Source organism: Wohlfahrtiimonas sp. XWW7, assembly GCF_056716055.1.
Genome location: NZ_CP168032.1, coordinates 62,331 through 84,588, shown reverse-complemented (window position 1 = coordinate 84,588; position 22,258 = coordinate 62,331). Strand labels below are relative to the sequence as shown.

Annotated in this window: 22 protein-coding genes; 14 read left to right on the top strand and 8 right to left on the bottom strand. The window is 38.1% G+C overall.

The genetic code is table 11. The features are described 5' to 3' along the window. Positions 1 to 108: 108 nt before the first annotated feature. The 5 genes from allE to ACA100_RS00385 form a co-directional block, all read right to left on the bottom strand. Complete coding sequence (gene allE / locus ACA100_RS00405) at positions 109 to 894, bottom strand: (S)-ureidoglycine aminohydrolase (protein WP_481078052.1); 786 nt, start codon at positions 892 to 894, stop codon at positions 109 to 111. Between the two features lie 43 nt (positions 895 to 937). Further along, positions 938 to 2,197 carry an MFS transporter gene (locus ACA100_RS00400; protein ID WP_481078051.1) on the bottom strand — a complete coding sequence of 420 codons (1,260 nt, stop codon included), beginning with the start codon at positions 2,195 to 2,197 and terminating at the stop codon, positions 938 to 940. A 72-nt stretch (positions 2,198 to 2,269) separates the two neighbouring features. Next, positions 2,270 to 3,505, bottom strand: a complete 1,236-nt coding sequence (gene allC / locus ACA100_RS00395) for an allantoate deiminase (RefSeq protein WP_481078050.1) — start codon at positions 3,503 to 3,505, stop codon at positions 2,270 to 2,272. 15 nt (positions 3,506 to 3,520) lie between these two features. Then, a complete protein-coding gene (gene allD, locus ACA100_RS00390) occupies positions 3,521 to 4,570 on the bottom strand; it encodes an ureidoglycolate dehydrogenase (protein ID WP_481078049.1) in 1,050 nt (349 codons plus the stop codon). Positions 4,571 to 4,732: 162 nt separating this feature from the next. After that, positions 4,733 to 6,136 (bottom strand): MFS transporter, encoded by a 1,404-nt coding sequence (locus tag ACA100_RS00385; RefSeq protein ID WP_481078048.1) that lies wholly within the window; start codon positions 6,134 to 6,136, stop codon positions 4,733 to 4,735. A gap of 362 nt (positions 6,137 to 6,498) precedes the next feature. On the opposite strand from ACA100_RS00385, the gene ACA100_RS00380 reads away from it, so the two are divergent. The 7 genes from ACA100_RS00380 to panC all read left to right on the top strand — a co-directional run bounded on the left by ACA100_RS00380 (position 6,499) and on the right by panC (position 11,885). Beyond that, positions 6,499 to 6,783 carry a YerC/YecD family TrpR-related protein gene (locus ACA100_RS00380; RefSeq protein WP_481078047.1) on the top strand — a complete coding sequence of 95 codons (285 nt, stop codon included), beginning with the start codon at positions 6,499 to 6,501 and terminating at the stop codon, positions 6,781 to 6,783. Positions 6,784 to 6,805: 22 nt separating this feature from the next. Continuing rightward, positions 6,806 to 7,774 carry an ABC transporter substrate-binding protein gene (locus tag ACA100_RS00375; protein ID WP_481078046.1) on the top strand — a complete coding sequence of 323 codons (969 nt, stop codon included), beginning with the start codon at positions 6,806 to 6,808 and terminating at the stop codon, positions 7,772 to 7,774. 8 nt (positions 7,775 to 7,782) lie between these two features. Next, positions 7,783 to 8,661 carry an ABC transporter permease gene (locus ACA100_RS00370; RefSeq protein WP_481078045.1) on the top strand — a complete coding sequence of 293 codons (879 nt, stop codon included), beginning with the start codon at positions 7,783 to 7,785 and terminating at the stop codon, positions 8,659 to 8,661. After that, a complete protein-coding gene (locus ACA100_RS00365) occupies positions 8,654 to 9,415 on the top strand; it encodes an ABC transporter ATP-binding protein (protein WP_481078044.1) in 762 nt (253 codons plus the stop codon). The genes ACA100_RS00370 and ACA100_RS00365 overlap by 8 nt, the downstream gene beginning before the upstream one ends. Before the next feature lie 125 nt (positions 9,416 to 9,540). After that, positions 9,541 to 10,101, top strand: coding sequence for a hypothetical protein (locus ACA100_RS00360; protein ID WP_481078043.1), 561 nt, complete (start codon positions 9,541 to 9,543; stop codon positions 10,099 to 10,101). 153 nt (positions 10,102 to 10,254) lie between these two features. Then, positions 10,255 to 11,043, top strand: a complete 789-nt coding sequence (panB, locus tag ACA100_RS00355; RefSeq protein WP_481078042.1) for a 3-methyl-2-oxobutanoate hydroxymethyltransferase — start codon at positions 10,255 to 10,257, stop codon at positions 11,041 to 11,043. 8 nt (positions 11,044 to 11,051) lie between these two features. After that, on the top strand, positions 11,052 to 11,885 hold the full coding sequence (gene panC, locus ACA100_RS00350) for a pantoate--beta-alanine ligase (protein ID WP_481078041.1): 834 nt from the start codon (positions 11,052 to 11,054) through the stop codon (positions 11,883 to 11,885). A gap of 58 nt (positions 11,886 to 11,943) precedes the next feature. Here the strand turns inward: panC and ACA100_RS00345 are convergent, their stop codons facing one another. Beyond that, positions 11,944 to 12,378, bottom strand: coding sequence for a TOBE domain-containing protein (locus tag ACA100_RS00345; protein ID WP_481078040.1), 435 nt, complete (start codon positions 12,376 to 12,378; stop codon positions 11,944 to 11,946). Between the two features lie 108 nt (positions 12,379 to 12,486). Here ACA100_RS00345 and ACA100_RS00340 point away from each other — a divergent pair, with 108 nt between their 5' ends. After that, a complete protein-coding gene (locus tag ACA100_RS00340; RefSeq protein WP_481078039.1) occupies positions 12,487 to 13,314 on the top strand; it encodes an oxamate carbamoyltransferase subunit AllH family protein in 828 nt (275 codons plus the stop codon). Positions 13,315 to 13,317: 3 nt separating this feature from the next. On the opposite strand, the gene ACA100_RS00335 is transcribed toward ACA100_RS00340, so the two are convergent. Both ACA100_RS00335 and ACA100_RS00330 read right to left on the bottom strand, forming a co-directional pair. After that, complete coding sequence (locus tag ACA100_RS00335) at positions 13,318 to 14,010, bottom strand: peptidoglycan DD-metalloendopeptidase family protein (RefSeq protein WP_481078038.1); 693 nt, start codon at positions 14,008 to 14,010, stop codon at positions 13,318 to 13,320. A 115-nt stretch (positions 14,011 to 14,125) separates the two neighbouring features. Continuing rightward, entirely contained in the window at positions 14,126 to 16,441 is a 2,316-nt protein-coding gene (locus ACA100_RS00330; protein ID WP_481078037.1) for an NADP-dependent malic enzyme, read from the bottom strand. Positions 16,442 to 16,637: 196 nt separating this feature from the next. Here ACA100_RS00330 and rpoH point away from each other — a divergent pair, with 196 nt between their 5' ends. The 6 genes from rpoH to ACA100_RS00300 all read left to right on the top strand — a co-directional run bounded on the left by rpoH (position 16,638) and on the right by ACA100_RS00300 (position 22,183). Further along, positions 16,638 to 17,504 carry an RNA polymerase sigma factor RpoH gene (gene rpoH, locus ACA100_RS00325; protein ID WP_481078036.1) on the top strand — a complete coding sequence of 289 codons (867 nt, stop codon included), beginning with the start codon at positions 16,638 to 16,640 and terminating at the stop codon, positions 17,502 to 17,504. A gap of 14 nt (positions 17,505 to 17,518) precedes the next feature. Further along, on the top strand, positions 17,519 to 18,124 hold the full coding sequence (locus tag ACA100_RS00320; RefSeq protein WP_481078035.1) for a BON domain-containing protein: 606 nt from the start codon (positions 17,519 to 17,521) through the stop codon (positions 18,122 to 18,124). Next, entirely contained in the window at positions 18,124 to 19,455 is a 1,332-nt protein-coding gene (gorA, locus tag ACA100_RS00315; RefSeq protein WP_481078034.1) for a glutathione-disulfide reductase, read from the top strand. Before ACA100_RS00320 ends, gorA begins: the two co-directional genes overlap by 1 nt. Positions 19,456 to 19,515: 60 nt before the next feature. Continuing rightward, complete coding sequence (locus ACA100_RS00310) at positions 19,516 to 20,982, top strand: inorganic phosphate transporter (protein WP_481079135.1); 1,467 nt, start codon at positions 19,516 to 19,518, stop codon at positions 20,980 to 20,982. A 7-nt stretch (positions 20,983 to 20,989) separates the two neighbouring features. Further along, entirely contained in the window at positions 20,990 to 21,550 is a 561-nt protein-coding gene (locus ACA100_RS00305; RefSeq protein ID WP_481078033.1) for an L-threonylcarbamoyladenylate synthase, read from the top strand. 105 nt (positions 21,551 to 21,655) lie between these two features. Continuing rightward, complete coding sequence (locus ACA100_RS00300) at positions 21,656 to 22,183, top strand: PAS domain-containing protein (RefSeq protein ID WP_481078032.1); 528 nt, start codon at positions 21,656 to 21,658, stop codon at positions 22,181 to 22,183. The last annotated feature ends 75 nt before the right edge of the window (positions 22,184 to 22,258 follow it).

The following is a 22,258-nucleotide window of genomic DNA, read 5'->3' as shown; positions in this document are numbered from 1 at the left end:
GATTAACGGATAATAGATTACTGATTTTAAATGTAGTTATTTTGTAAAAATAAAAAATAAGCACCCTGTAAAGAGTGCTTACCAATTTAATTTTTTTTATCTGACTAATTATAGATCAATATCACGATGACAATCTTTTGAGTAGATATAGCTGAAATCTTCTTCACCAACTTGATAAGCCACTTGTAAATTATAAGGGCCCATAAAGATGTAATCACCTTCTTGAACTGGCATCCATTGATTATCTAAGTTATACATACCGCGACCAGATGTAATCAATGCACCATGTTCTTGAACATGAGTTTCAATGTAACCATGAGATCCACCTTTTTTGAAAGTCAGGATATGCATGTTCATATCAAAGCCTAATTCAGCAGGTAACATGCTTTGGAAATGCACATTTTCCATACCTTCATAATGAACGATTTCAATATTTTTGATGTTATCGGCAATCACGCGTGCAGAATAACCTTCTAATGGGACATAACGGCGCTTGTAGAGGAATAATTTGCTTTTTTCACCATTGTTATCATTTTTAAGATACATCGTCACACCAGCAGGGCAATATAAATAACCACCTTGATCCAACTGATGCTCATCTTTATCAGAATATGCTTTAATTTTACCTTCCAATACGAATACGAAAGTTTCAATCTCTCCGCCACCGAAACCGCGCATGTTTTCGCCGTTAGGATGCATAGTTACAACGTAATCAACAAATGATGCGCCCATCTTTGGTGAACCTAAAATTGTCATATCACAGTTTTCAAAACCTGGAACGCGGTTATTAACCCAGCCATTTGGCTCCAATAATGCGCAGTTACCATGTTTTACAAATGAACGTGTTTGTAATACGCCGTTTGGAAAGCCTAGCTGATTATTAATATAACCCATTGATTATCTCCTTTAGAACAATAAATATAGCTCGCAGAATAGTTTATGCCATTTTTCTGCGTTCTAATGCGTTAATGAATAAGAAAAATAGTGTTGCGATGATTAAGATTGCAACTGCTACATAAAAGCCTGTAATTTTGGTACCAGTCATATCTGCCAAGAGGCCAGTTAATGGTGGCGCGATGACAGATGAACTCATGCCAAAGAAGTTGAATACACCGAATGTTGTGCCATAGCCTGTTTTTGAAGCATTGTCTGCAACATAAGAGATTAAGATCGGTTCAACGGTTAATTTGCCCAATAAACCGTAGAAAACTAAACCTGTCAACAGCATGGTGATTGTGCCAGCTTGTATTGTGATCAATAGCATGATAGCGGCTAATATTTCTAATGTCACAATGAAAGCAATGCGTTTATTGTTAAATTTATCTGAAATTTTACTGATAATCAAAGCACCTGGAATTGCTGTAAAGGCAACGATGGATGATGCTGAACCAATGGATGCACCTTCAAAACCACGCTCTGTTTCTAAGAAGTTGGGTAACCAGCTGACAATCATGTAATACGCATAACATGTTGCAAAATACATGATGTATGATGCGATCATTCTACGAGAGAAGAAGCGCTCAGCAATTGTGCCTTTGGGTGCTTCTACAGCAGTTGCTGCCGTTGTATTTTTAGCTTGAACTTTTGTGCGATCAGATGGTTTGATGATGATCACAAATGCGATGATCATTAAAACCAATAAACCCGCAATGATGTACAACATATATGACCATGGAATATTCATAGTTTTAACCAATACAGATGTACCAATTAAGCTAATGCCCATACCGAGTGCTGAACCAGTGTTGATGATGGCGGTTGCAAATCCACGATGTTCTGATGGGATATTTTCCGCAGTGAGCGAGTAAGCAGAACCATAATATGAGCCACAGCCTAAACCTGCCAATACACTGCCTAAATAGATCATTTGGATATTGGTTGCAGAACCCACAACAATAGCTGCAATGACAAAGAGTGTGAAGCCAGGAATTAAGACTGCACGTTGCCCGAATTTATCCACCAAAATCCCAGCGGGAATTTGCATGGCGGTATAGGCAAAGAAGTAACAGCTTGCGATGAAGCCTAATGCTGCGTTGGATTGTGTGCCAATTGTGGCTTGGACTTCAGGGAAAATAGCTGTTAAAACAGGGCGGTAAATCCAAATAATGACCCAGCCCAAACAGAGTAAGATGACGATTTTATGCCAATATTGTAAACCTTGGAGGCCTGTTGTTTTACCTTCAGTTGAGAGATTCATGTATAACTCCTTAATGTCGATAGACAACTAGGCAGAGCTCGATATGATGAGCTCTGTCAGTTCAAATGTTAATTATTCATAGTAAGCCAATTCATATAGCGTTTGTGCGAGTACTTTCACACCTTCCGCTAAATCTTCGATTTTGGTTGCTTCAGCTGGGTTATGGCTCACACCGTTAATGCTTGGCACAAAAAACATGACCGTTGGTACTTTGGGGGCAAAAATTTGAGCATCATGCCCCGCGCCACTGTGCATTACACGGAAATTGTAATTGTCACGCTGGCAAATGCCTTCTAATTTGGTCACTAAATCTTGATCCATAGGAATGGGATCTTCATCCATCCAACGATCAATTTCTATGATTAAACCTTGCTCTTTAGCAATACGTTCCATGTCTGCTTCAAGCTCAGTGGTGAAATCAACCAATGCTTGTCTATCAGTGTGACGACAATCAATTGTAAAATTTGTATAACCAGGCACGACGTTAACAACGCCAGGTTTTGGTTCAACTTTACCAAAAGTTAACACTAATGGATCGCCCACTTTTTTTGCTTTATTAATGGATTCAAAGCAGATTTGGCTGAAACCATATACAGTATCTTTACGATAACCCATTGGTGTTGTACCTGCATGATTGGACTGTCCTTTCAATGAAACATTGTAGCGGCGCTGTCCAACAATGGCATTGACTACGCCAATTTGTTGGCCTTCCATCTCTAATACATTGCCTTGTTCGATGTGAATTTCTACAAATGCTTTAATGTCACTGCGCATGGGTTTTGTATTATCACGGAAGTCAAAACCAGCGTTGCGCATTGCCTCTACAAATTGATTGCCTTTGCTATCTGCGATATTTTTTACATCGTCATTATTTGCGATACCAACAATATTTTTACTGCCCCAGAAAACGTAAGGGAAACGGCTGCCTTCTTCTTCAGCCATAGATACAACTTCTAGTGAACGAAGTGGTTGACCATATTTTTCTTTTAAATATTGAATGGCTAAAAATGCCGCTTCAATGCCATATTGGCCATCTAAATTACCACCATTCACAACAGTATCTATGTGTGAACCTGATAAAATGGTTTCGTTAGGATATTTACTACCTTCAACACGGCCAAATAAGTTGCCCACTTCATCAAAATTTGCTTCAAAACCATTGTCGATGAATCTTTGCTTTAAAGCATTTTGTGCATCAATCCACTCTTGTGTGTACAAAAGGCGCGTCATTCCGCCAGTTGGATCGGCACCAATCTTTGATAACCATTCAGAAATTTCAGTCAAGCGTTCTGTAAAATCTATCATCATCATGCTCCTTAGTTATTAACTTGCAAATGGATCTTTGTTGTCATAAGAATTAACATAAATAGCATCAGAAATGAGATAGTTGTAAATTTCATCTACAATCTCTACGCCATTTTTGAGTGCTTCACGTTCTGCAATTTCAGTGTTTTGACCAGGATAGAAAACCATATCAACGCCTTCAGCTGGTTTGATTTCATTCAATTCTTTCATCATTCGGCTGATGCCTTGGCGAACCACTTCAGCACCTGCAAATTTAGCTGGGTCAATCACAATGTGTAATTGGCCTAAATTACGACCTTCTTTTAAATCATGATACATGGATGAGACATTTTTGCCGAAAGGCAAGCCTAATAAAACACCTGCTAATACATCCACCATCATCATTAAACCATAACCTTTTGGTCCTGCGATTGGTAATAAACCATGCACAGCATGTGCATCAGTTGTGGGCTTGCCGCTTGCATCCACTGCCCAAGTATCTGGAATTGCGACATTACGAGAACGAGCATCGAGCACTTTGCCCCAAGCTTGTACTGTAGTTGCCATGTCAAAAATGATTTTATCTGTGCCTTCGCCAGGTGCTGCAAATGCGATAGGATTTGTGCCGTAATATACTTCAGCGCCATTGAAAGGAACGGCCATAGGATCCGATTGGCACATTGAAATACCAACAAAACCAGCATTGGCAGCCATTTCTACAAAATATGATAATGCGCCGCTGTGGCCAACTTTACTCATACCAACAACTGCAATGCCATTCTCTTTTGCCATTGCAATCGCTTCATCCATTGCTAATTTAGCCGCAACATGGCCAGAACCATTGTCGCCGTGGAAAATAGCGCTACATGGACCTGTTTTTTCAAATTTAAAATTAGGATGGGTATTGGTTCCACCTTTACTGATACGTTCTGCGTAGTATTCAACACGAACAGCGCCATGAGAATGAATGCCGCGTAGGTCTGCATGAACCAATACATCCGCAACAATGCTAGCATGTTCTTCTGTTAAACCTGCTTGCATTAATTTATTTTTCATCAGGGAATGCAATTCTTGGTGAGTCAGCTTCATAGTCCTTCTCCAAAATGTCCATCGATGGCTAGAATATGCGACATTTTATCGAAAAATGACTTGATCTGAGTTAAGATTCACCAAGTCCTCGATCTTTTCATTCAAATGAATTGTATTGTTAGAAATAATCTAACAACACAGTTCATGAGGGTTTTGACAGATTTAGGTTAATGATGAATTGCTTAATGCAGAGTTTTGATCGTCTAATATGCTTTCGCTTTCAGCTGCCCAGCCTTTGTGCGCTAATGGGATAAAAGCAACAGCAATTGCAAGCATTGCAACGAACCAAAGGTAATAAGCAACACCCATTGGTGTGATTTTTAATAGGGCAATAGCAACAGCGGGCGTGATTGCACTGAAAATCGCGTATGACAAATTGTATGAAAATGATAAGCCACTGAAACGAATATTAGGTGGAAACATACGTGTTGCCATAATGGGTGGTAATGATGTGCAACCAGCAAAGAAGCCCATAATGCCGTAAAGAGCAATGACGGTGATTAATGTACTTTGAGATAGAGCATTGCTTGCGTAAGGTGTTAATACGGACGATAAAGTTGAGTAAAAGATTGTGGATGTCACAATTAATCCGCCCCAAAATACTATCGAAACTTTACGTGTTTTTAATTTATCTTCAAAAATACCAGCTGTGATACAGCCAATGACTAAACAGACCGCTGCAATTAATCCAGAAATACGCGTGATCATTGGATCAATACCGTAAATACCTTGTAGCACTTTGACGGGTGTAAATAAAATACCCAGCATAATGGTTGTGGATAATGACCACGTTAATAAACCTGTTAATACACAAGCAAAGCGATGTTTTTTGACAACTGTAACAATTGGGATCTCTTTAGATAATGATTTATTTTTAGCCATTTCTTGGAATACTGGTGTTTCTGATAAGAATCGACGTAAATAAACAGCCACTAAACCAAAAATACCGCCAATGATGAATGGAATTCTCCAAGCATAATCAGTGATTGCAGCGCGGTTATCTGCGTAGATTACATCAATAGATAATGAAATAGAGAAGCCGAGTAAAATACCGCCAGCAATACCGCCTGTTAATACGCCAATGCCTAAGCCATAATGTTTTTTAGGTGAATGTTCAGCGATGAATACCCAAGCGCCAGGCATTTCTCCGCCAATTGCAGCACCTTGTAATACGCGAAATACGATCAATAAAATGGGGGCTGCAATGCCAATGGTCGCATAAGTTGGCATTAAACCGATTAATAACGTAGGGATCGCCATCATAAAGATACTTAGAGTAAACATTTTTTTACGACCTAAAGTATCGCCAAAGTGAGCCATCACCATGCCGCCAATTGGGCGCGCTAAATAACCTGCTGCAAAACCACCCCAAGCAAAGATATCACCCCAAATTCCCGCAGCTAAATCAGCGGGTAAAAAGAGAGGTTTAACAACAGTTTCTATATACAAGGCATAGATGACAAAATCATAGAATTCTAATGTGCCACCTAATGCAGCAAGTGATAATGTTTTTTTATCCTCTCGTGTTAAGGACTTTTCGGGCTGTATTGCCTCGGATGTGCTCATGGTTTTACTCCTTCTGTTTTAAATTTATGATGTGTAGATGAAAAAAAGCCCGCTTTTTGCGGGCTTTCGGTTATGTTTTGCTAGTTTATTTTGGCATCACAAAATTCTCCGAGTCCCGCAGGGCTTGAAGTAAAAGTAAAAGAAATAAACTAGTGCAGTAATTTTGTTCATGTCATATTTTTTACAATGCTTCTTGCCGAAATGCAAGCACATTAACCGAAAAATATTCATATCATTGAGCGTGTTTTAGATAGATCAATGCTATTGCAGGATAGTCAGTGTTTTGTGCAGTTAAAATATAAGAAAAAATTGACTTTTAAAATAATTGTACTACTATGCTAGTACAGTTTACGGAGGGATCAATGAAGAATGATGATTATCAATCGCTTTGTGAGGCGTTAGTATCCATTGATGATGCAAAAGGGATGAATGATTTTTTAAAAGACCTTTGCACGCCCAATGAATATGCCGCATTTGTAGAGCGTTGGAGAGTATGTAAGTTGCTTGCGACAGAACAGCATTCGTATCGTGAAATTCATGCCCTGACAGGGGCGAGTTTAACCACAATAGGGCGTGTCGCACGTTTCTTGAAAGATGAAAATAACAACGGATATGCATCAGTTTTAGCAAAAATTAACCAAAAATAAATTTATATAGAGGAGTAGGGCAATGAAAAAAACAGTATTGGCAGCAGCATTGGGATTAATGACAGTATTCAGTGCATCTTATGCAGAAATGAAAAAAGTTTATGTGAACCAAATTGTAGAACACCCTGCTTTGGATCAAACTGCGAAAGGCATTAAAGATGGCTTAGAAAAACGTGGTTATAAGCAAGGTGAGAACTTAGATTTTCGTGTAGAATCTGCGCAAGGTAACATTGCATTAGCAAGCCAAATTTCTACAAAATTTGTGAACCAAGGTGCTGATGTAACAGTTGGTATTGGTACACCTTCAGCACAAAGTTTAGTGAAAGCAGCCAATGAAGGTAAAACAAAAATGGTTTTCTCTTCGATCACTGATCCTTTAAGTGCGAGTTTGGTGACAAAATTATCGGGTTCAAATAGTAATGTCACAGGCATGTCTAACAAAGTAGATGTCACGCCACAATTTGAATTATTCAAAGAATTATTACCGAATTTGAAAACAATCGGCTTTATTTATAATCCAGCAGATGCGAACTCAATTCAACAATTGCAAGATGTTAATGTTGCAAGTGAGAAATTAGGTTTAACAATTGTTCCGCAAGCAGTGAATAAAACATCAGATGTGCCACAAGCAGCAACACGCTTGGCAGGCAAAACAGATGCTTTGTTTGTGTATGGTGATAACACAACATTGGCTGCATTAGAAAGCGTTATTATGGCAGCAAATAAAGAGAAAAAACCTGTATTTGTAGCAGATACAGATGCAGTTGAATTAGGTGCTTTAGCAGCATTAGGTCCAAATCAGTATGATTTAGGTTTAGATACAGCGGTGATGATTGCAGACATTTTAGATGGTAAAGATATCAATAGCATTGATGTTGGTTTCCCGAATGGTTTAGAATTGTTCATCAATCAAGATGCTGCAGATAAATTGGGTTATACATTCCCTGATGCAGTTAAAGCAAAAGCAGCAAAAGTAATCAAGAAGGATTAAGTTAGTCAATGATAAGTTTCGGTGAATTGGAGATGAGCCTTATTTTAGGGCTCATCTATGGGATTGTTGGTATGGGAATCTATCTCACATTTCGTGTGATAGATTTTCCTGATTTAACATGTGATGGAAGTTTTGTATTAGGTGCGGCGATTTCAAGTATTTTGATCAAATATGGTTACAATCCCTATTTTGCATTATTGATCGCAATTATGGGTGGAATGGCAGCAGGTTCTGTAACGGGGATTTTGAACTGTTACTTTAAAGTGACAGATTTATTGGCAGGTATTTTAGTGGCATTTATGCTCTATTCAGTCAATATTCATGTTATGGGCGGTATTCCTAATATTTCCTTAATGGGTGCAACAACCATTTTCCCTTCATCGTACTTTGAGTTATTTGGCTACAGCTTTTCGTATTCATTGATCTATTTAGCAATCATTGCCATTGTTTTAGTGGGGGCTTTTACATGGTTATTGAGCACGAATTTGGGCTTATCTTTGCGTGCTATTGGTCAAAATAAGCGTTTGTGCTTAAATGGCGGCGTTAATGTTAAATGGATGATTATTTTGGGCGTAGCGCTTGGTAATGGTTTGATTGCATTGGGTGGTGCATTATTTTCCCAACAGCAAGGCTTTGGCGATTTAACATCGGGCATCGGCACAATCATCGCAGGCTTTGCGGCTGTAATTATCGGTGAAAAAGTTTTACCATTCAGATCTATCTGGGTGAAGTTGTTAAGCTGTATTATTGGTTCGATTGTGTATCGCGTTGTGACATCTATTGCACTCAATACGGAGTTTTTAAACCTACAAACGTCAGACTTTAATCTCATTGCAGGCGTATTAATTATTGTGATTATGGCGTTACCAGGAAGAAAAAATGCTTAAATTAGAATCAATCGATGTCATTGTTGCCAAAGGCACAAAATTAGAAAGAGAAGTACTTTCAGGTTTGAGTTTGGAAGTTAAAAAAGGTGAGTTTTCTGTGATCATTGGTGGCAATGGCGCAGGTAAGTCCACATTATTTAATGTGATTTCTGGTTTTATGAAGCCTGAAAAAGGTCGCATTTTAATCAATGACGAGGATGTGACAGGGCATTCTCAACAAAAACGTGCGAAAGATGTTTCTATTGTGATGCAGGATCCTCGTGTTGGCACGATGGAGCGTATGACAATCTTAGAAAATATGTCATTTGCAGCAAAACGCGGTCAATTTCGTGGTTTAGAGTTTTTTAATAGCAAAACAAAGCGTGAGTTTTTCAGAGATCGATTGTCTTTGTTAAATATGGGATTGGAAAATCGTTTACAAGATTCAGTGATGAACTTATCAGGCGGTCAACGCCAAGCTTTAAGTTTAATTATGGCGATTTTATCTGATTCTAAGATTTTATTATTGGATGAAATTACAGCAGCACTCGATCCTAAAATTGCTGAAAATGTGATGTACTTAGCGAATAAAATTGTGGAAGAAAATCATCTAACATGTTTGATGATCACGCATAATATGCATCATGCAATTAAATATGGTGATCGCACAATGTTGTTGAAAAATGGCCAGTTCTTAAAAACATTCAGCAAAGAAGCAAAGCACAATCTCACTGCGCCTGAATTGGCGGCAATGTTTGAAGAGGATTTAGATTAGTTTCTAAAGATTAAAGCTGAAAGAGCTCTGAGTGATCAGAGCTTTTTTATTGCAAATAGAACCACAATAATACATTATAGTCACAAATACATGAATTCATTAATAAAATATAATAAGGGAATAGTATGAAAAAAAGCATGATGGTATTGGCTATCCTGTTAATTAGCCCGATGATAGCAATGGCAGAAGACGATAATAGAATTTGTGATGCTAAAGACCAAAGCTCTGCTGAACAGTTATTAAAAACTGTTTTTGCTTGTCAAAATACTAAACGTACAAAAGAGCTGATGAATGTCGTATTTTTAGGCACAAATGTCAATGATAAAATTTTGGGTGTGAATGAAGAAGATGGCATGTTGATCCCTGATATATTGCAAGATCGCTCAATCTCTATCAAAGATTGGCGTGTGAAAAAGCTTAGGGATTTTACAGATATGGATAAAAAAGATCTCAATACTATTGAAGTAATTAGCGTTGGGCAACCAATCATGCATGATCAAAACCCGTTAAAGTATCAATCAGAACAAACTTTTGAGAAAGCATTGGTTCGTTATCAATTTAAAAGTGTTGATGCAAAGATTCAAAAAAAAAGTGACACCAAAACAGGTCGTCATTTAATCGTTTTTCTTAAAGGTAAAGCCTATTTAAATTTATTGGATTATGATCTTTGGGAATTGAATCAGTAACGATGATGCTCTATGTGTTCTCTCATCTCTTTGATCCATGGTTGATAAGGTTGCATTTGGTTTTTAATTGTAACGAATACTAGATGTAATGGTGGTGCTTTGAAAATTGAAGGCTATAATCGAGCCTTCGAAGGTAATTAATCGGAGCATTGAATGATCACTGTAACAACCTTGAGAAAGATGAAAGAGAAGGGCGAAAAAATCGCGATGTTAACTTGCTATGATGCATCTTTTTCAAAAGTTATGAATAATGTTGGTGTTGATGTGTTATTGATCGGCGATTCACTGGGAATGACGATCCAAGGGCATAACAGTACTTTGCCCGTGACAATGGAACACATGATTTATCACACACAAAATGTTGCCAACGGTAACCAAAAAGCATTACTTGTGGCTGATCTTCCATTTGGCGCTTATGAAAGCTCAGTAGAAATAGCCTTTCAAAATGCTGTGAAGTTGATGAAGGCTGGCGCACATGTTGTGAAAATTGAAGGTGGATTGGATCAAGTGGAGAAAACAGCTTATTTTTCTAAGCGTTCAATTCCTGTATGTGCCCATTTAGGTTTAACACCTCAATCTGTGAATACTTTGGGTGGATATCGTGTGCAAGGTCGTCAACAAGATGTGGCGAATGAAATGATAGAGTCAGCTAAAGCGCATGAAAGTGCTGGTGCTGTAATGATTGTATTGGAATGTATTCCTAAAGATTTAGCGAAAATAATATCAGAGCAATTAAGTATTCCTGTGATCGGAATTGGTGCAGGCGTGGATTGTGATGGGCAAGTTTTAGTGTTGCAGGATATGCTCGGGATTTATCCTGATCCACCCAGTTTTTCTCATAATTTTTTGCAAGATCAATCCTCGATTGAATCTGCGATTAAGGCTTATGTCGATGCGGTGAAATCATCACTGTTTCCAACAGATCAACATTCATTTAACTAGAGAGAATTATGAAAATTATTCAAACAGTTGCAGAAATGCGCGCGTTTAGAGCAGCTTTATCGAATGTAGCTTTAGTACCAACGATGGGGAATTTACATGATGGGCATTTGTCATTGGTGAAAACAGCAAAAGACAATGCTCAACATGTGATCGTTTCTATTTTTGTGAATCCGATTCAGTTTGGTCCTAACGAAGATTTGGCAAGTTATCCTAGAACTTTATCAGAAGATTGTGAGAAATTAAAAGCATTGGGTATAGACGCAGTATTTGCACCGAATGCAGAAGAGATGTATCCAAAAGGCATTCAATCTGTGCGTGTTGTACCATCAAAAGTTCAAAATGAATTATGTGGTGCATCAAGAGAAGGGCATTTTAACGGCGTTGCAACTGTAGTGACTAAGTTGTTTAATATCGTGCAACCCAATATTGCTTGTTTTGGTGAAAAAGATTTTCAGCAACTGCACATCATTCGTGAGATGGTGGATGAGCTAAATATGCCCATTAGAATCATTCCTGTGGCCATTGAGCGAGAAGCATCAGGCTTAGCATTATCTAGCAGAAATGGTTATTTATCTGATGCTGAAAAAGAAAAGGCTATTGAATTATCACAGTGTTTATCGAATATGAGAACGATGATTATACAAGATGGTGAATCGGTAAATTTACGTGAGATTGAATCTCTAGCCATTCAAGCATTGAATGATCAAGGTTGGCATCTGGATTATATCTCCGTAAGAGATCAACATTCTTTAATGATTGCAGAGCATAATAATGGACGATTGATTATTCTTGCAGCTGCAAAAATTGGTCAAACAAGATTGCTTGATAATTTGAAAATATAAGTACAAATAAAAAACTCTTCCTGTATTGGGGAAGAGTTTTTTGAAATATAGTAGGCGTTTATGCTTTTTTAAGCCCTAAAATAACATGTGGTGCTTTGAATAAAGCTTTAGTTTTTGTGCCTGTTGTCAGTGCCATTTTATCAACAGTTTCATTGGTAACTAATGCAACTAATTCAATACCTTCATCGGTTGTTAGCAGCACTTCGCTGTCAACAGGACCTGATTGAATTGCTGTGACTGTCGATGAAAATTGATTGCGAGTTGAAAACTCATACTCATCTGAATCAACAGCTAAAATCACCCAAGATGCTTTGATCAATGCGATCACTTCTTGGCCAACCGTTAATTCAAGACGACGAGTGTTGCCTTGCGTGATGCCAGCAACGATCTCTAAGCCATTGCCGATATCAATGATGATTTCATCATTGCCTGAACCCGCAGATTGAATGGCTTCGATAGTCCCTTTGAATTGATTGCGTGCTGTTGTTTTCATTCAAACTCCTTTGTTAAAAAGTGTATCATTGTTCGATATTATAGCGTTGATTGCAGAAATTGATTGTCAGATAATAATCTTAGATTAAATTGTATATGGATAGGGCGTATGTTTTCTCAGGTAAAATCAATGGATCATGCATTATGGCAATTTTGGCAGTATAATCAACCCTTCAATTATCGATTGCACAGTCGATTCAGTCATGCGATTAATTGGATCAATGATGAAGGTGAGATGATGACGTTTTTATCCCGTGATCTACCAAATGGCCCAAATACGATGATTATGAACATTGAATCATTTAATGATTGGGTTTTATCTGAATGCACATCTTTAAAAATACAAGATCAGTATATGTTGTTATCAGGGCAGACCATTGATCTCAATGATGTACCGAAATGGCAGGTTGACTTACCAGTGATTAATGATCTTAATCCCATCATGATTCAAAAAATTCAACAATTTTTGGATGAAAATAATGAAGCATTATTAGATCTAGAGCAGATGATTTATCACAAATTAGATGATAATTTTTCAGCAATGATCCATGCAATTGAGCAAAAAAATAATGAGGCTATTATTCAACATGCATCGGCAAGTATTGGTTTAGGTTTGGGCTTAACGCCATCAGGTGATGATCGTTTAGTCGGATTTTTATTGGGATGTTATTTGCAATCACCGAAGAATCTATGTGCGATTCATGCATTACAAATTGCCATAGACAATAATCGTGACAGAACTAATGAGATTAGTTATTCGATGCTAAAACATGCCAAAAATGGCCGATTTAATGAATGGCTCGTGAATTTAGGCGATGATATTGCAGAGACTGATATAGATTTATTAGATCAGGCAATGATGCAGGTTTTTAGTATTGGTTCGCGATCAGGTGGTGATATGCTCAAGGGATTGCAATTATCCCTTGAACAGTTTTAATCATTAGAAATTAACGTAACGAGATGGATTGATAGGGTTGCCATTCACTCGCACTTCAAAGTGCAAAACGCTTCTACCATCTGGGCTTGTGCCCATTGTGCCGATCTGTTGTCCGCTAGAAACTTTTTGACCTTCACGAACAGAAATTGAGGATAAATAGCCATAAGCTGTGTAAACATTATTGGCATGTTTGATCATGACTAATTGACCAAATCCACCACTGCCTTGTCCTGCATAGGCGACAATACCATTATTAGCACTGTTGACTGTTTGGTTCATGTTACCCGTAATTTGAATACCTTTGTGTCCAGGTAAGTTTGGATTGAAAGAGCGCACCACTTTTCCGCGAGTAGGTTTCTGCCAACCGCCCATTTTAGGAATGGGTTGATTAGTATAAGTGGATGAAGCTTGAATGCTGTGATCACTATTTCTTTTCGCTGTAGGTTTGTAATTATTATTAGAAGCATAACTAGAGCGACTATCTTTAACTTTTGCACCACCTCGCACTTTTAGTGTTTGGCCAGCACGAATATGATTCGGATTGGAGATGTTATTAATGCGACTGATCTCGGCAACTGAAATATTATGACGACTAGCAATACTACTCAAAGAATCGCCAGAGCGAACAGTATATGTTCCGTAGCTAGAACACGCGGTAATGATCAGAATAAAAGGAATCAGTAGAGTTGTACGCATAGAGTTCATTGTATATTTATTATTGATCCTGAATGAGAGACAAGTTCGCAAAATAACGGCTTTACGGTTTCTTGTAAAGGATAATTTTGCGAACTTGAGGGTTTATTGCTAAATGTTATTCAGTTGCACAAATTGCTGTCATATTGACAACGCGACGTACAGTTGCAATATTCGTGAGTACTTGAACAGGTTTTGCAAAGCCTGTTAAGATTGGCGCAACCACAACGCTACCAGTGATTGATTTCGCAAGGTTATAAGAAACGTTTGCAGAGTCAATGTTGCTGAATACCAATAAATTTGCATTGTCAGACAATCTATTGCTCGGCAAATATTCATCACGATATTGTTTGAATAGTGCCAATTCTGGTTGCATTTCCCCTTCAACAGACAATGTTGGCGCTTTCTCTCTCAATATTTCTAACGTCTTTCTCATTTTTAATGAAAATTCAGTGTCAAATGAGCCAAAGTTAGAGTGAGAAACTAAAGCAATATTAGGTTTAAGGCCAAAACGTTCAACAATCTTTGCACCAGATAGCGCAATGTCCGCCAATTGTTCGGCATCAGGATTAGCATTGACATGCGTATCTGTAAAGAATAATGGGCCATCTTGCGCCAATAAAATACTAACAGCAGATGGTTTGGTGTTGGGATCTTTCAATCCAACTGTATCTGTAATGTGTTCTAGATGATTTTGATATTGACCTAAAGTGCCTGCAACAATGCCATCAATGAATCCTTGATTCAACAACATGCCAGTCAAAACGTAAGGACGCATTTGCAAGCGGTGATAAGCCCAATCTTCAGTGATACCTTTGCGGCACATTTTAGCGTAGTAAGCTTTATGACAAACTTCTAAATGTGGCGGATCACGATAATCAATGATCTGTACAAATTCACGTTCAGTGCGAGAAATCGTATCTTCTGGTTGCAATACTTTTGTCGGTAAGCTGATAGATAATTCTGCTAATTTAGCTTGAATGACATCTGCACGGCCGACTAATACAGGGTTTGCTAATTGTTCGCTATGAATGATTTCAGCTGCGCGCAATACACGCTCATCTTCACCTTCAACATAAGCAATGGTTCGATAGTTCTGTTTTGCTTCATCAAACAAAGGTTTCATGATCATAGATGAGCGATAAACCAATGATGTTAATTCTTCTCGATATGCATCTAAATCTTCGATTGGGCGAGTTGCAACACCTGTTTCCATTGCTGCTTTTGCGACCGCTAAAGGTAATTCAATGATTAAGCGAGAATCAAAAGGTTTTGGAATGATGCTATCACGGCCAAAACGTGCTGTTTGACTTTTGCGACTGCCCGCATTAATGCTTGCACTTTGTTGTGCTAAACGTGCAATGGCATTCACACATGCAACCTTCATTGCTTCATTGATTTCTGTTGCACCACAATCTAATGCACCACGGAACAAGAATGGGAAACATAAAACATTATTGATCTGATTTGGATAGTCAGAACGGCCTGTTGCTACGATTGCATCATCACGCACTTCATGAACCAATTCAGGACGAATTTCTGGCTCTGGGTTTGCTAATGCAAAAATCACAGGGTTTGCTGCCATTGTTTTAACCATATCTTGAGTTAAAACGCGAGGCGCTGATAAACCTAAAAATACATCTGCATCAACAATTGCTTCAGCCAATGTATTGTGTGGTGTTTCACGTTGATATACTTTGTTGTATTTGTTTAATGTCTCTTCTGCTCGGCGAGTATTGATAATGCCGTCAATGTCTGAAACTAAGATATTCTCTTTCTTTAAACCCATTGTGACTAACATGTTTAAACATGCTAATGCAGCAGCACCTGCGCCGCTGACAACTAAGCGAACATCTTCAATGGATTTGTTCACAAGTTTAAGTGCATTCATTACGCCAGCCGCAACAATGATTGCTGTACCGTGCTGATCATCGTGGAACACAGGAATATTCATGCGTTTTTTAAGTTCAGTTTCAATTTCAAAACATTCTGGTGCTTTGATATCTTCTAAATTAATGCCACCAAATGTTGGTTCTAAAGCCGCAACCGCTTCGATGAATTTTTGTGGATCTTGTTCATCAACTTCGATGTCAAAAACATCGATGCCTGCAAATTTTTTAAATAAAACCCCTTTGCCTTCCATCACAGGTTTGCCTGCTAAAGCACCAATGTTGCCTAAGCCAAGCACAGCTGTACCATTGGAAATTACTGCAACTAAATTGCCTTTTGCTGTGTAATCTAATGCCGTTAAAGGATTGGCTTTAATTTCTTCACAAGGATAGGCAACTCCAGGAGAATAAGCTAAAGATAGATCGCGTTGATCGCTGACAGGTTTGCTAGGGATAACTTCAACCTTACCAGGTTTGGGGAAGCGATGATAATTCAATGCTGCCTTTCTAAATTCTGCTTCTTTCTTAACCTTATCGTTGGTCATAAATTCCTCCAAAACCATTTTGTTGTGTAAAATTTGTGCAGATTGCACATTATTTTAAGGCATCGATCTTAACAAAAAATGTAATTATTGACTATACTTATGGAAGACATAGTATAAAGATAAGAGAAGTAAAGAATAGATCATATTCATCATGGATTTATGATATAATGATCTGTCAAATTTAAAGGGAGGTTTAATGAATAAATCTTTAGTTTTAAGAGCTAATTCATTGCCTGCTGTCAGTGATGACTTCAGTGCATATGCTTCTGCAATTGCAGATATCCCAACTTTAAGTGCAGAAGAAGAGAAAGAGCTTGCAACGCGTTTGATTGAGCATAATGACATTCAAGCGGCACAATTATTAGTTTTGGCACATTTAAAATTTGTTGTTCATATTGCTAAAGGCTTTACAGGTTATGGTTTGCCTTTGGTGGATTTGGTACAAGAAGGTAATGTTGGTTTGATGAAAGCCGTTAAGCGCTTTGATCCAAAATACAATGTTCGCCTCATTTCTTTCGCTGTTCACTGGATCAAGTCAGAAATTCATGACTTTGTGATTCGTAACTGGCGAATTGTTAAAGTTGCGACCACAAAGGCGCAGCGTAAACTATTTTTTAATTTGCGTTCATCTAAAGAATCTTTAGGTTGGTTGAATGAAAACGAAGCTGAAAATATTGCGGCTGATTTGAATGTTAGTGTAGATGAAGTGAAAAGAATGGAATCTCGCTTATTTTCTAATGATGTTTCATTTGATTTAACAACAAGTGATGATGATAACGAACATTATTCACCCTCAGAATGGTTGGCGGATGAAAATATGGATCCATCAGTACAAGTTGAACAGGATGATACAGAACAAAAAAGCTTGGAAGCCTTAGCAAATGCTATGGCAAGCTTAGATGATCGTAGTCGTGATATTGTTCAGCGTCGTTGGATGGAAACAGATGATAGTAAAAAGCCAACATTGCATGAATTAGCTGCTGAATATGGTGTTTCAGCAGAGCGTATTCGTCAGATTGAAGCGCAAGCAATGACGAAGTTGAAAAAATTCCTGATTGAATAAGAAATTGGATGATTATGAAATCTAGAAAACTCTTAGCTGTAATTCTTGGGGCAATTATTTTGCCCCTATCTGGCTGCGCACCGCTATTAGTATTTGGCACTGTGGGTACAACTGGTGTGATCATGGCTGATCGTAGACCAAACTCTGTAATGCTAGAAGATCAAGAAATTGAATTGAAAGTGGATAAAGTCATCAGAGATTTGCCTTATGGCTCAAAAAACCATATTAATAAAGTGAGTTATAATCGCGTTGTATTATTAGCGGGGGAAGTTCATACGCGTGAAGTAGGATTAACATTAGAAGAAGGCGTGCGAAAAATTCCTGGCGTCACAAATGTCTATAATGAGTTAGTGATTGCGCCACCATCATCATTTGGTGAACGTTCACAGGATACTTTTTTGACCACAAAAGTTAAAGGTGAAATAGCATTATTAACCATTTCACCTGATTTTTATGCAGGTAATGTTAAAGTTGTAACAGAGCGTGGCATTGTCTATCTAATGGGCTTATTAAAACCAACTGAAATGCAACCTGTCATTGATCGTGCGAGAAGTGTTTCAGGTGTGATCGAAGTGGTTCCATTGTTCCAAACCTATTACCCAGAAAAGAAGGATAAGTAATGAAATATGATGTGATTGCTCTTGGCGCAGGTTCAGGAGGAATTTCTGTTGTAGAGCGTGCTGTGAGTTATGGTGCAAAGTGTTTAGTGATTGAAAAAGGCAAAGTTGGCGGCACATGTGTCAACGTTGGCTGTGTACCTAAGAAAATTATGTGGAATGCATCTCATGTTGCAGATACGATTCGTAATGCATCAGGCTATGGTTTTGATGTGGACCTGAAGAACTTTTCTTGGAAAACTTTGAAGGAAAAGCGCGATGGTTATATCAATGGTATTACTAATTGGTATGGCGGTTATTTGGAATCTTTGGGCATCGACTATGTGGAAGGTGCTGCAAAATTTGTGGATGACCATACAATTGAAGTAGATGGTCAACGCTATACAGCTGAACATATCGTGATTTCAACAGGCGGCCGACCAAAAATTCCAACGGATGTTAAAGGTGCTGAATTTGGTATGACATCTGATGAATTCTTTACGTTAGAAACTCAGCCAAAAAGCATCGCAGTTATTGGTGCAGGCTATATTGCTGTAGAGATAGCGCAGTTGATGCAAGGTTTGGGTTCTGAATCACATTTATTCTGCCGTAAAGAGAACGTTTTAAGAACATTTGATCATTTTGTGACAGATGAGTTGAAATTAGAATTGGAAAAGAATTTATCTTTCCACACTAATTCTACAATTACAGAAATTGAAAAAACTTCAACAGGTTTTGCAGTAATTTCTAATCATGGTCGTACAGAAGTTGAGCAAGTGATTTGGGCTGTGGGTCGCGATTTAAATACTGATGATATCGGTTTAGAAAATACATCCATTAAAATGGTAGACGGTGGAATCATTCCAGTTGATCAATATCAAGAAACTAACGTAAAAGGTGTATTTGCATTGGGTGATATTATTGGTTTATTTCCATTAACACCTGTAGCAATTGCAGCTGCTCGTCGTTTAGCTGATCGTTTATATGGTGGAAAAGAAGGTCGTTATCTACCTTATGAAAACATCGCGAGCATCGTTTTTTCACATCCACCAATTGGCACGGTTGGCTTGACAGAAGTGGAAGCAGAGGCAAAATATGACAAAGTGAAATGTTATACAACCTCGTTCACTTCGATGTATTCTAGCTTTACGCCACATCCAGTAAAAACTGCTATGAAATTAGTTGTTGTGGGTGATGAAGAAAAAGTTGTGGGTGTGCATATGATCGGCCCACAAGTTGATGAAATGTTACAAGGTTTTGCAGTTGCTGTTCGTATGGGCGCAACGAAACAAGATTTCGATGATACTGTTGCACTTCATCCAACTTCGGCAGAAGAATTGGTGACAATGCGCTAAACTTCAAATGAATTTTATATTACAATAAGCTCTTTCGTCATTAGAAAGAGCTTTTTTATGTTGGCTGAATTTTTTTCTGGGCTTGATTGGCATATTATCTTAATACTAATAGGTTCTATCGGGCTTGTGCTTGCTTTTGAATTCGTAAATGGATTTCATGATACCGCTAATGCTGTGGCTACAGTGATTTTTACTAAATCAATGAAACCTGGCATGGCGGTTTTTTTGTCGGGGATTTTTAACTTTCTCGGGGTAATTTTAGGTGGTTTAGGTGTGGCTTATGCAATTGTCAACTTACTGCCTATGGAATTATTGGCAACAGCACAATCCACCAAAGGATTGGTGATGGTATTTTCGCTATTGATAGCGGCCTTGATCTGGAATTTAGGCACATGGTTTTTTGGTATTCCAGCATCTAGTTCTCATACATTGATTGGTTCTATTTTAGGTGTTGGTTTGGCGAATGCTTTGATAGAGCATGGCTCTTTAGTAGAAGGTGTAAACTGGGCAAAGGCATATGACGTATTTTTCTCACTTCTATTTTCTCCAATCATTGGTGCAGGTGTTGCAGGATTATTTTTGTTGCTATTAATTAAGTGGAAACCGAAAAGCAATATCCATAAAACACCACACATTCGCCATAATATTGAAAAGAAAAAGCGTCCGCCATTTTGGCCGCGTTTTTGTTTGGTTTGTTCTGCTATGGGAATGAGTTTTGCTCATGGTCAAAATGATGGTCAAAAAGGGATTGGTTTAGTGATGCTGGTATTATTCAGCATCGTACCTGCACAGTTTGTTGTGAATATGCAATCGAACATTTATGACATTCAACAAACTAAAGTGGCTGCTGAATTGATTATCACTTCATACCAAAAAAATGAAGCAGTGATGAAAAAATTATTTCCTCAACCAGTGAAAGAAGAAGAGACTTTATTTAGTTGCGAGCCTTCTCAAATGGTGGATCATGCAAGAACATTGGCGGATTTATTAGATGGTATTACAAGCTATGATGAATTAACAACAGATCAGCGTTGGTTGGTTCGTAACGAAGTATTATGTTTGGGCAATGTGACTAAGAAATTAGAAAAATCCTCTGAATTGTCAGAAGAGTATCGTCAAACCTTTAAAAGTATTTCTAAAGATTTAACGAAAACAACACAATATGCTCCAATCTGGGTAATTATCGCTGTTGCTGTTGCATTAGGATTAGGTACGATGATTGGATGGCGCCGTGTAGTTGAGACAGTTGGCGGTAAAATTGGTAAAAAAGAGATGACGTATGCGCAAGGTATGAGTGCTCAAATTACTGCTGGCGTTTCGATTGCATCTGCAAGTTATTTAGGGTTGCCAGTATCAACGACACATATTTTATCTAGTGCTGTTGCTGGTACGATGGTCGCGAATAAATCAGGTTTGCAAGCATCAACTGTGCGTAGTATTTTAATGGCATGGGTATTAACATTACCTGTTTCAATTATTTTATCATTTACGCTATATTATATTGGTAACCATTTATTTATTAATTAAGTTTGTCATGAGTAAGTTATTAACAGTAAAAGAAGGGGTTGAGGCATTAATTCGTCAAGAGTTAATCCTTTATCCTACAGAAGGTGTGTATGGCATTGGTGGCGATGCACGAAATGTTGAGTTAGCAAAAAAAATCTGTAAGATAAAAGGGCGGCCGCTGAGTAAAGGATTGATTGTTTTAACGGACTCACTGGAACGATTGCAAGATTGGATTGTACCATTGACAGAAGAACAACAAGCATTGATGAAGACTTTGGATCATGGTTTTCATCATACTTGGTTAGTGCCAAGAACTGCGGCTTGTCCCGATGTTTTATCGGGAGATTCGCCTGACTTGGCGGTGAGATTAACAACGCATCCTGTTGCAAAGGCATTGTGTGAAGGTTTTGGGGCACCTTTAATTTCAACGAGTGCTAATATTCAGGGAGAACCTGCTATAATGTTGGAAGAGGATGCTTTGAATTTCTCAGATTCTGAAGTTACTGGAGTTGTTGTTGGTGCATTAGGTGGAATTCCACAGGCAACCAAAATTCAACATATCATTACGAAAGAGGTTTATAGAGCTTAGTTTTGATAGGAATCAATTTGGGAATATAAATACCTTTTAGCGTTTGTGATTGTGGTATGTACGTCATAATATAATTAAATAATTTGTGTATATAAGGAATCATCTATGGATAACAATGTAGACTACAAAATTCCACCGAATATGGAACTTTCTGATTTGCCAGAAGGAACGACAGAGTATGAGGAAAAAACTTTAACATACTATGAAGGTTTCCAGCGTCGAATTTATGTTGTGGATGAGGAAGTGCCTTATCCAGATGGTCGTTTGATTGTTTCAAGAACAGATACACGCGGTATTATTACACATGCGAATAGAGCGTTCGTGGATATGTCAGCATGGACAGAAGAAGAATTAGTGGGGTCTCCACATTCTATCTTGCGTCACCCAGATGTTCCACCTGTAATCTTTAAAGATTTGTGGGACACGATTCAATCAGGCAAACCTTGGCGTGGTTTTGTGAAAAACTTGCGTAAAGATGGTCGTTATTATTGGGTTTATGCGACTGCAAGTCCTAACTATGAAGACGGCCATATTATTGCTTATACATCTGTTCGCCGTAAACCAGCACGTGAAGGGGTGAATCAGACCTTAGAAGTGATTGGTAAAATTTGGTCAGGTGAGTTAGTACTTTAATCAGTATGAATTAAAAATAAAATCCCGCAATGCGGGATTTTTTATGTAAATCTGTTTTAAATTATTCCTCTAATA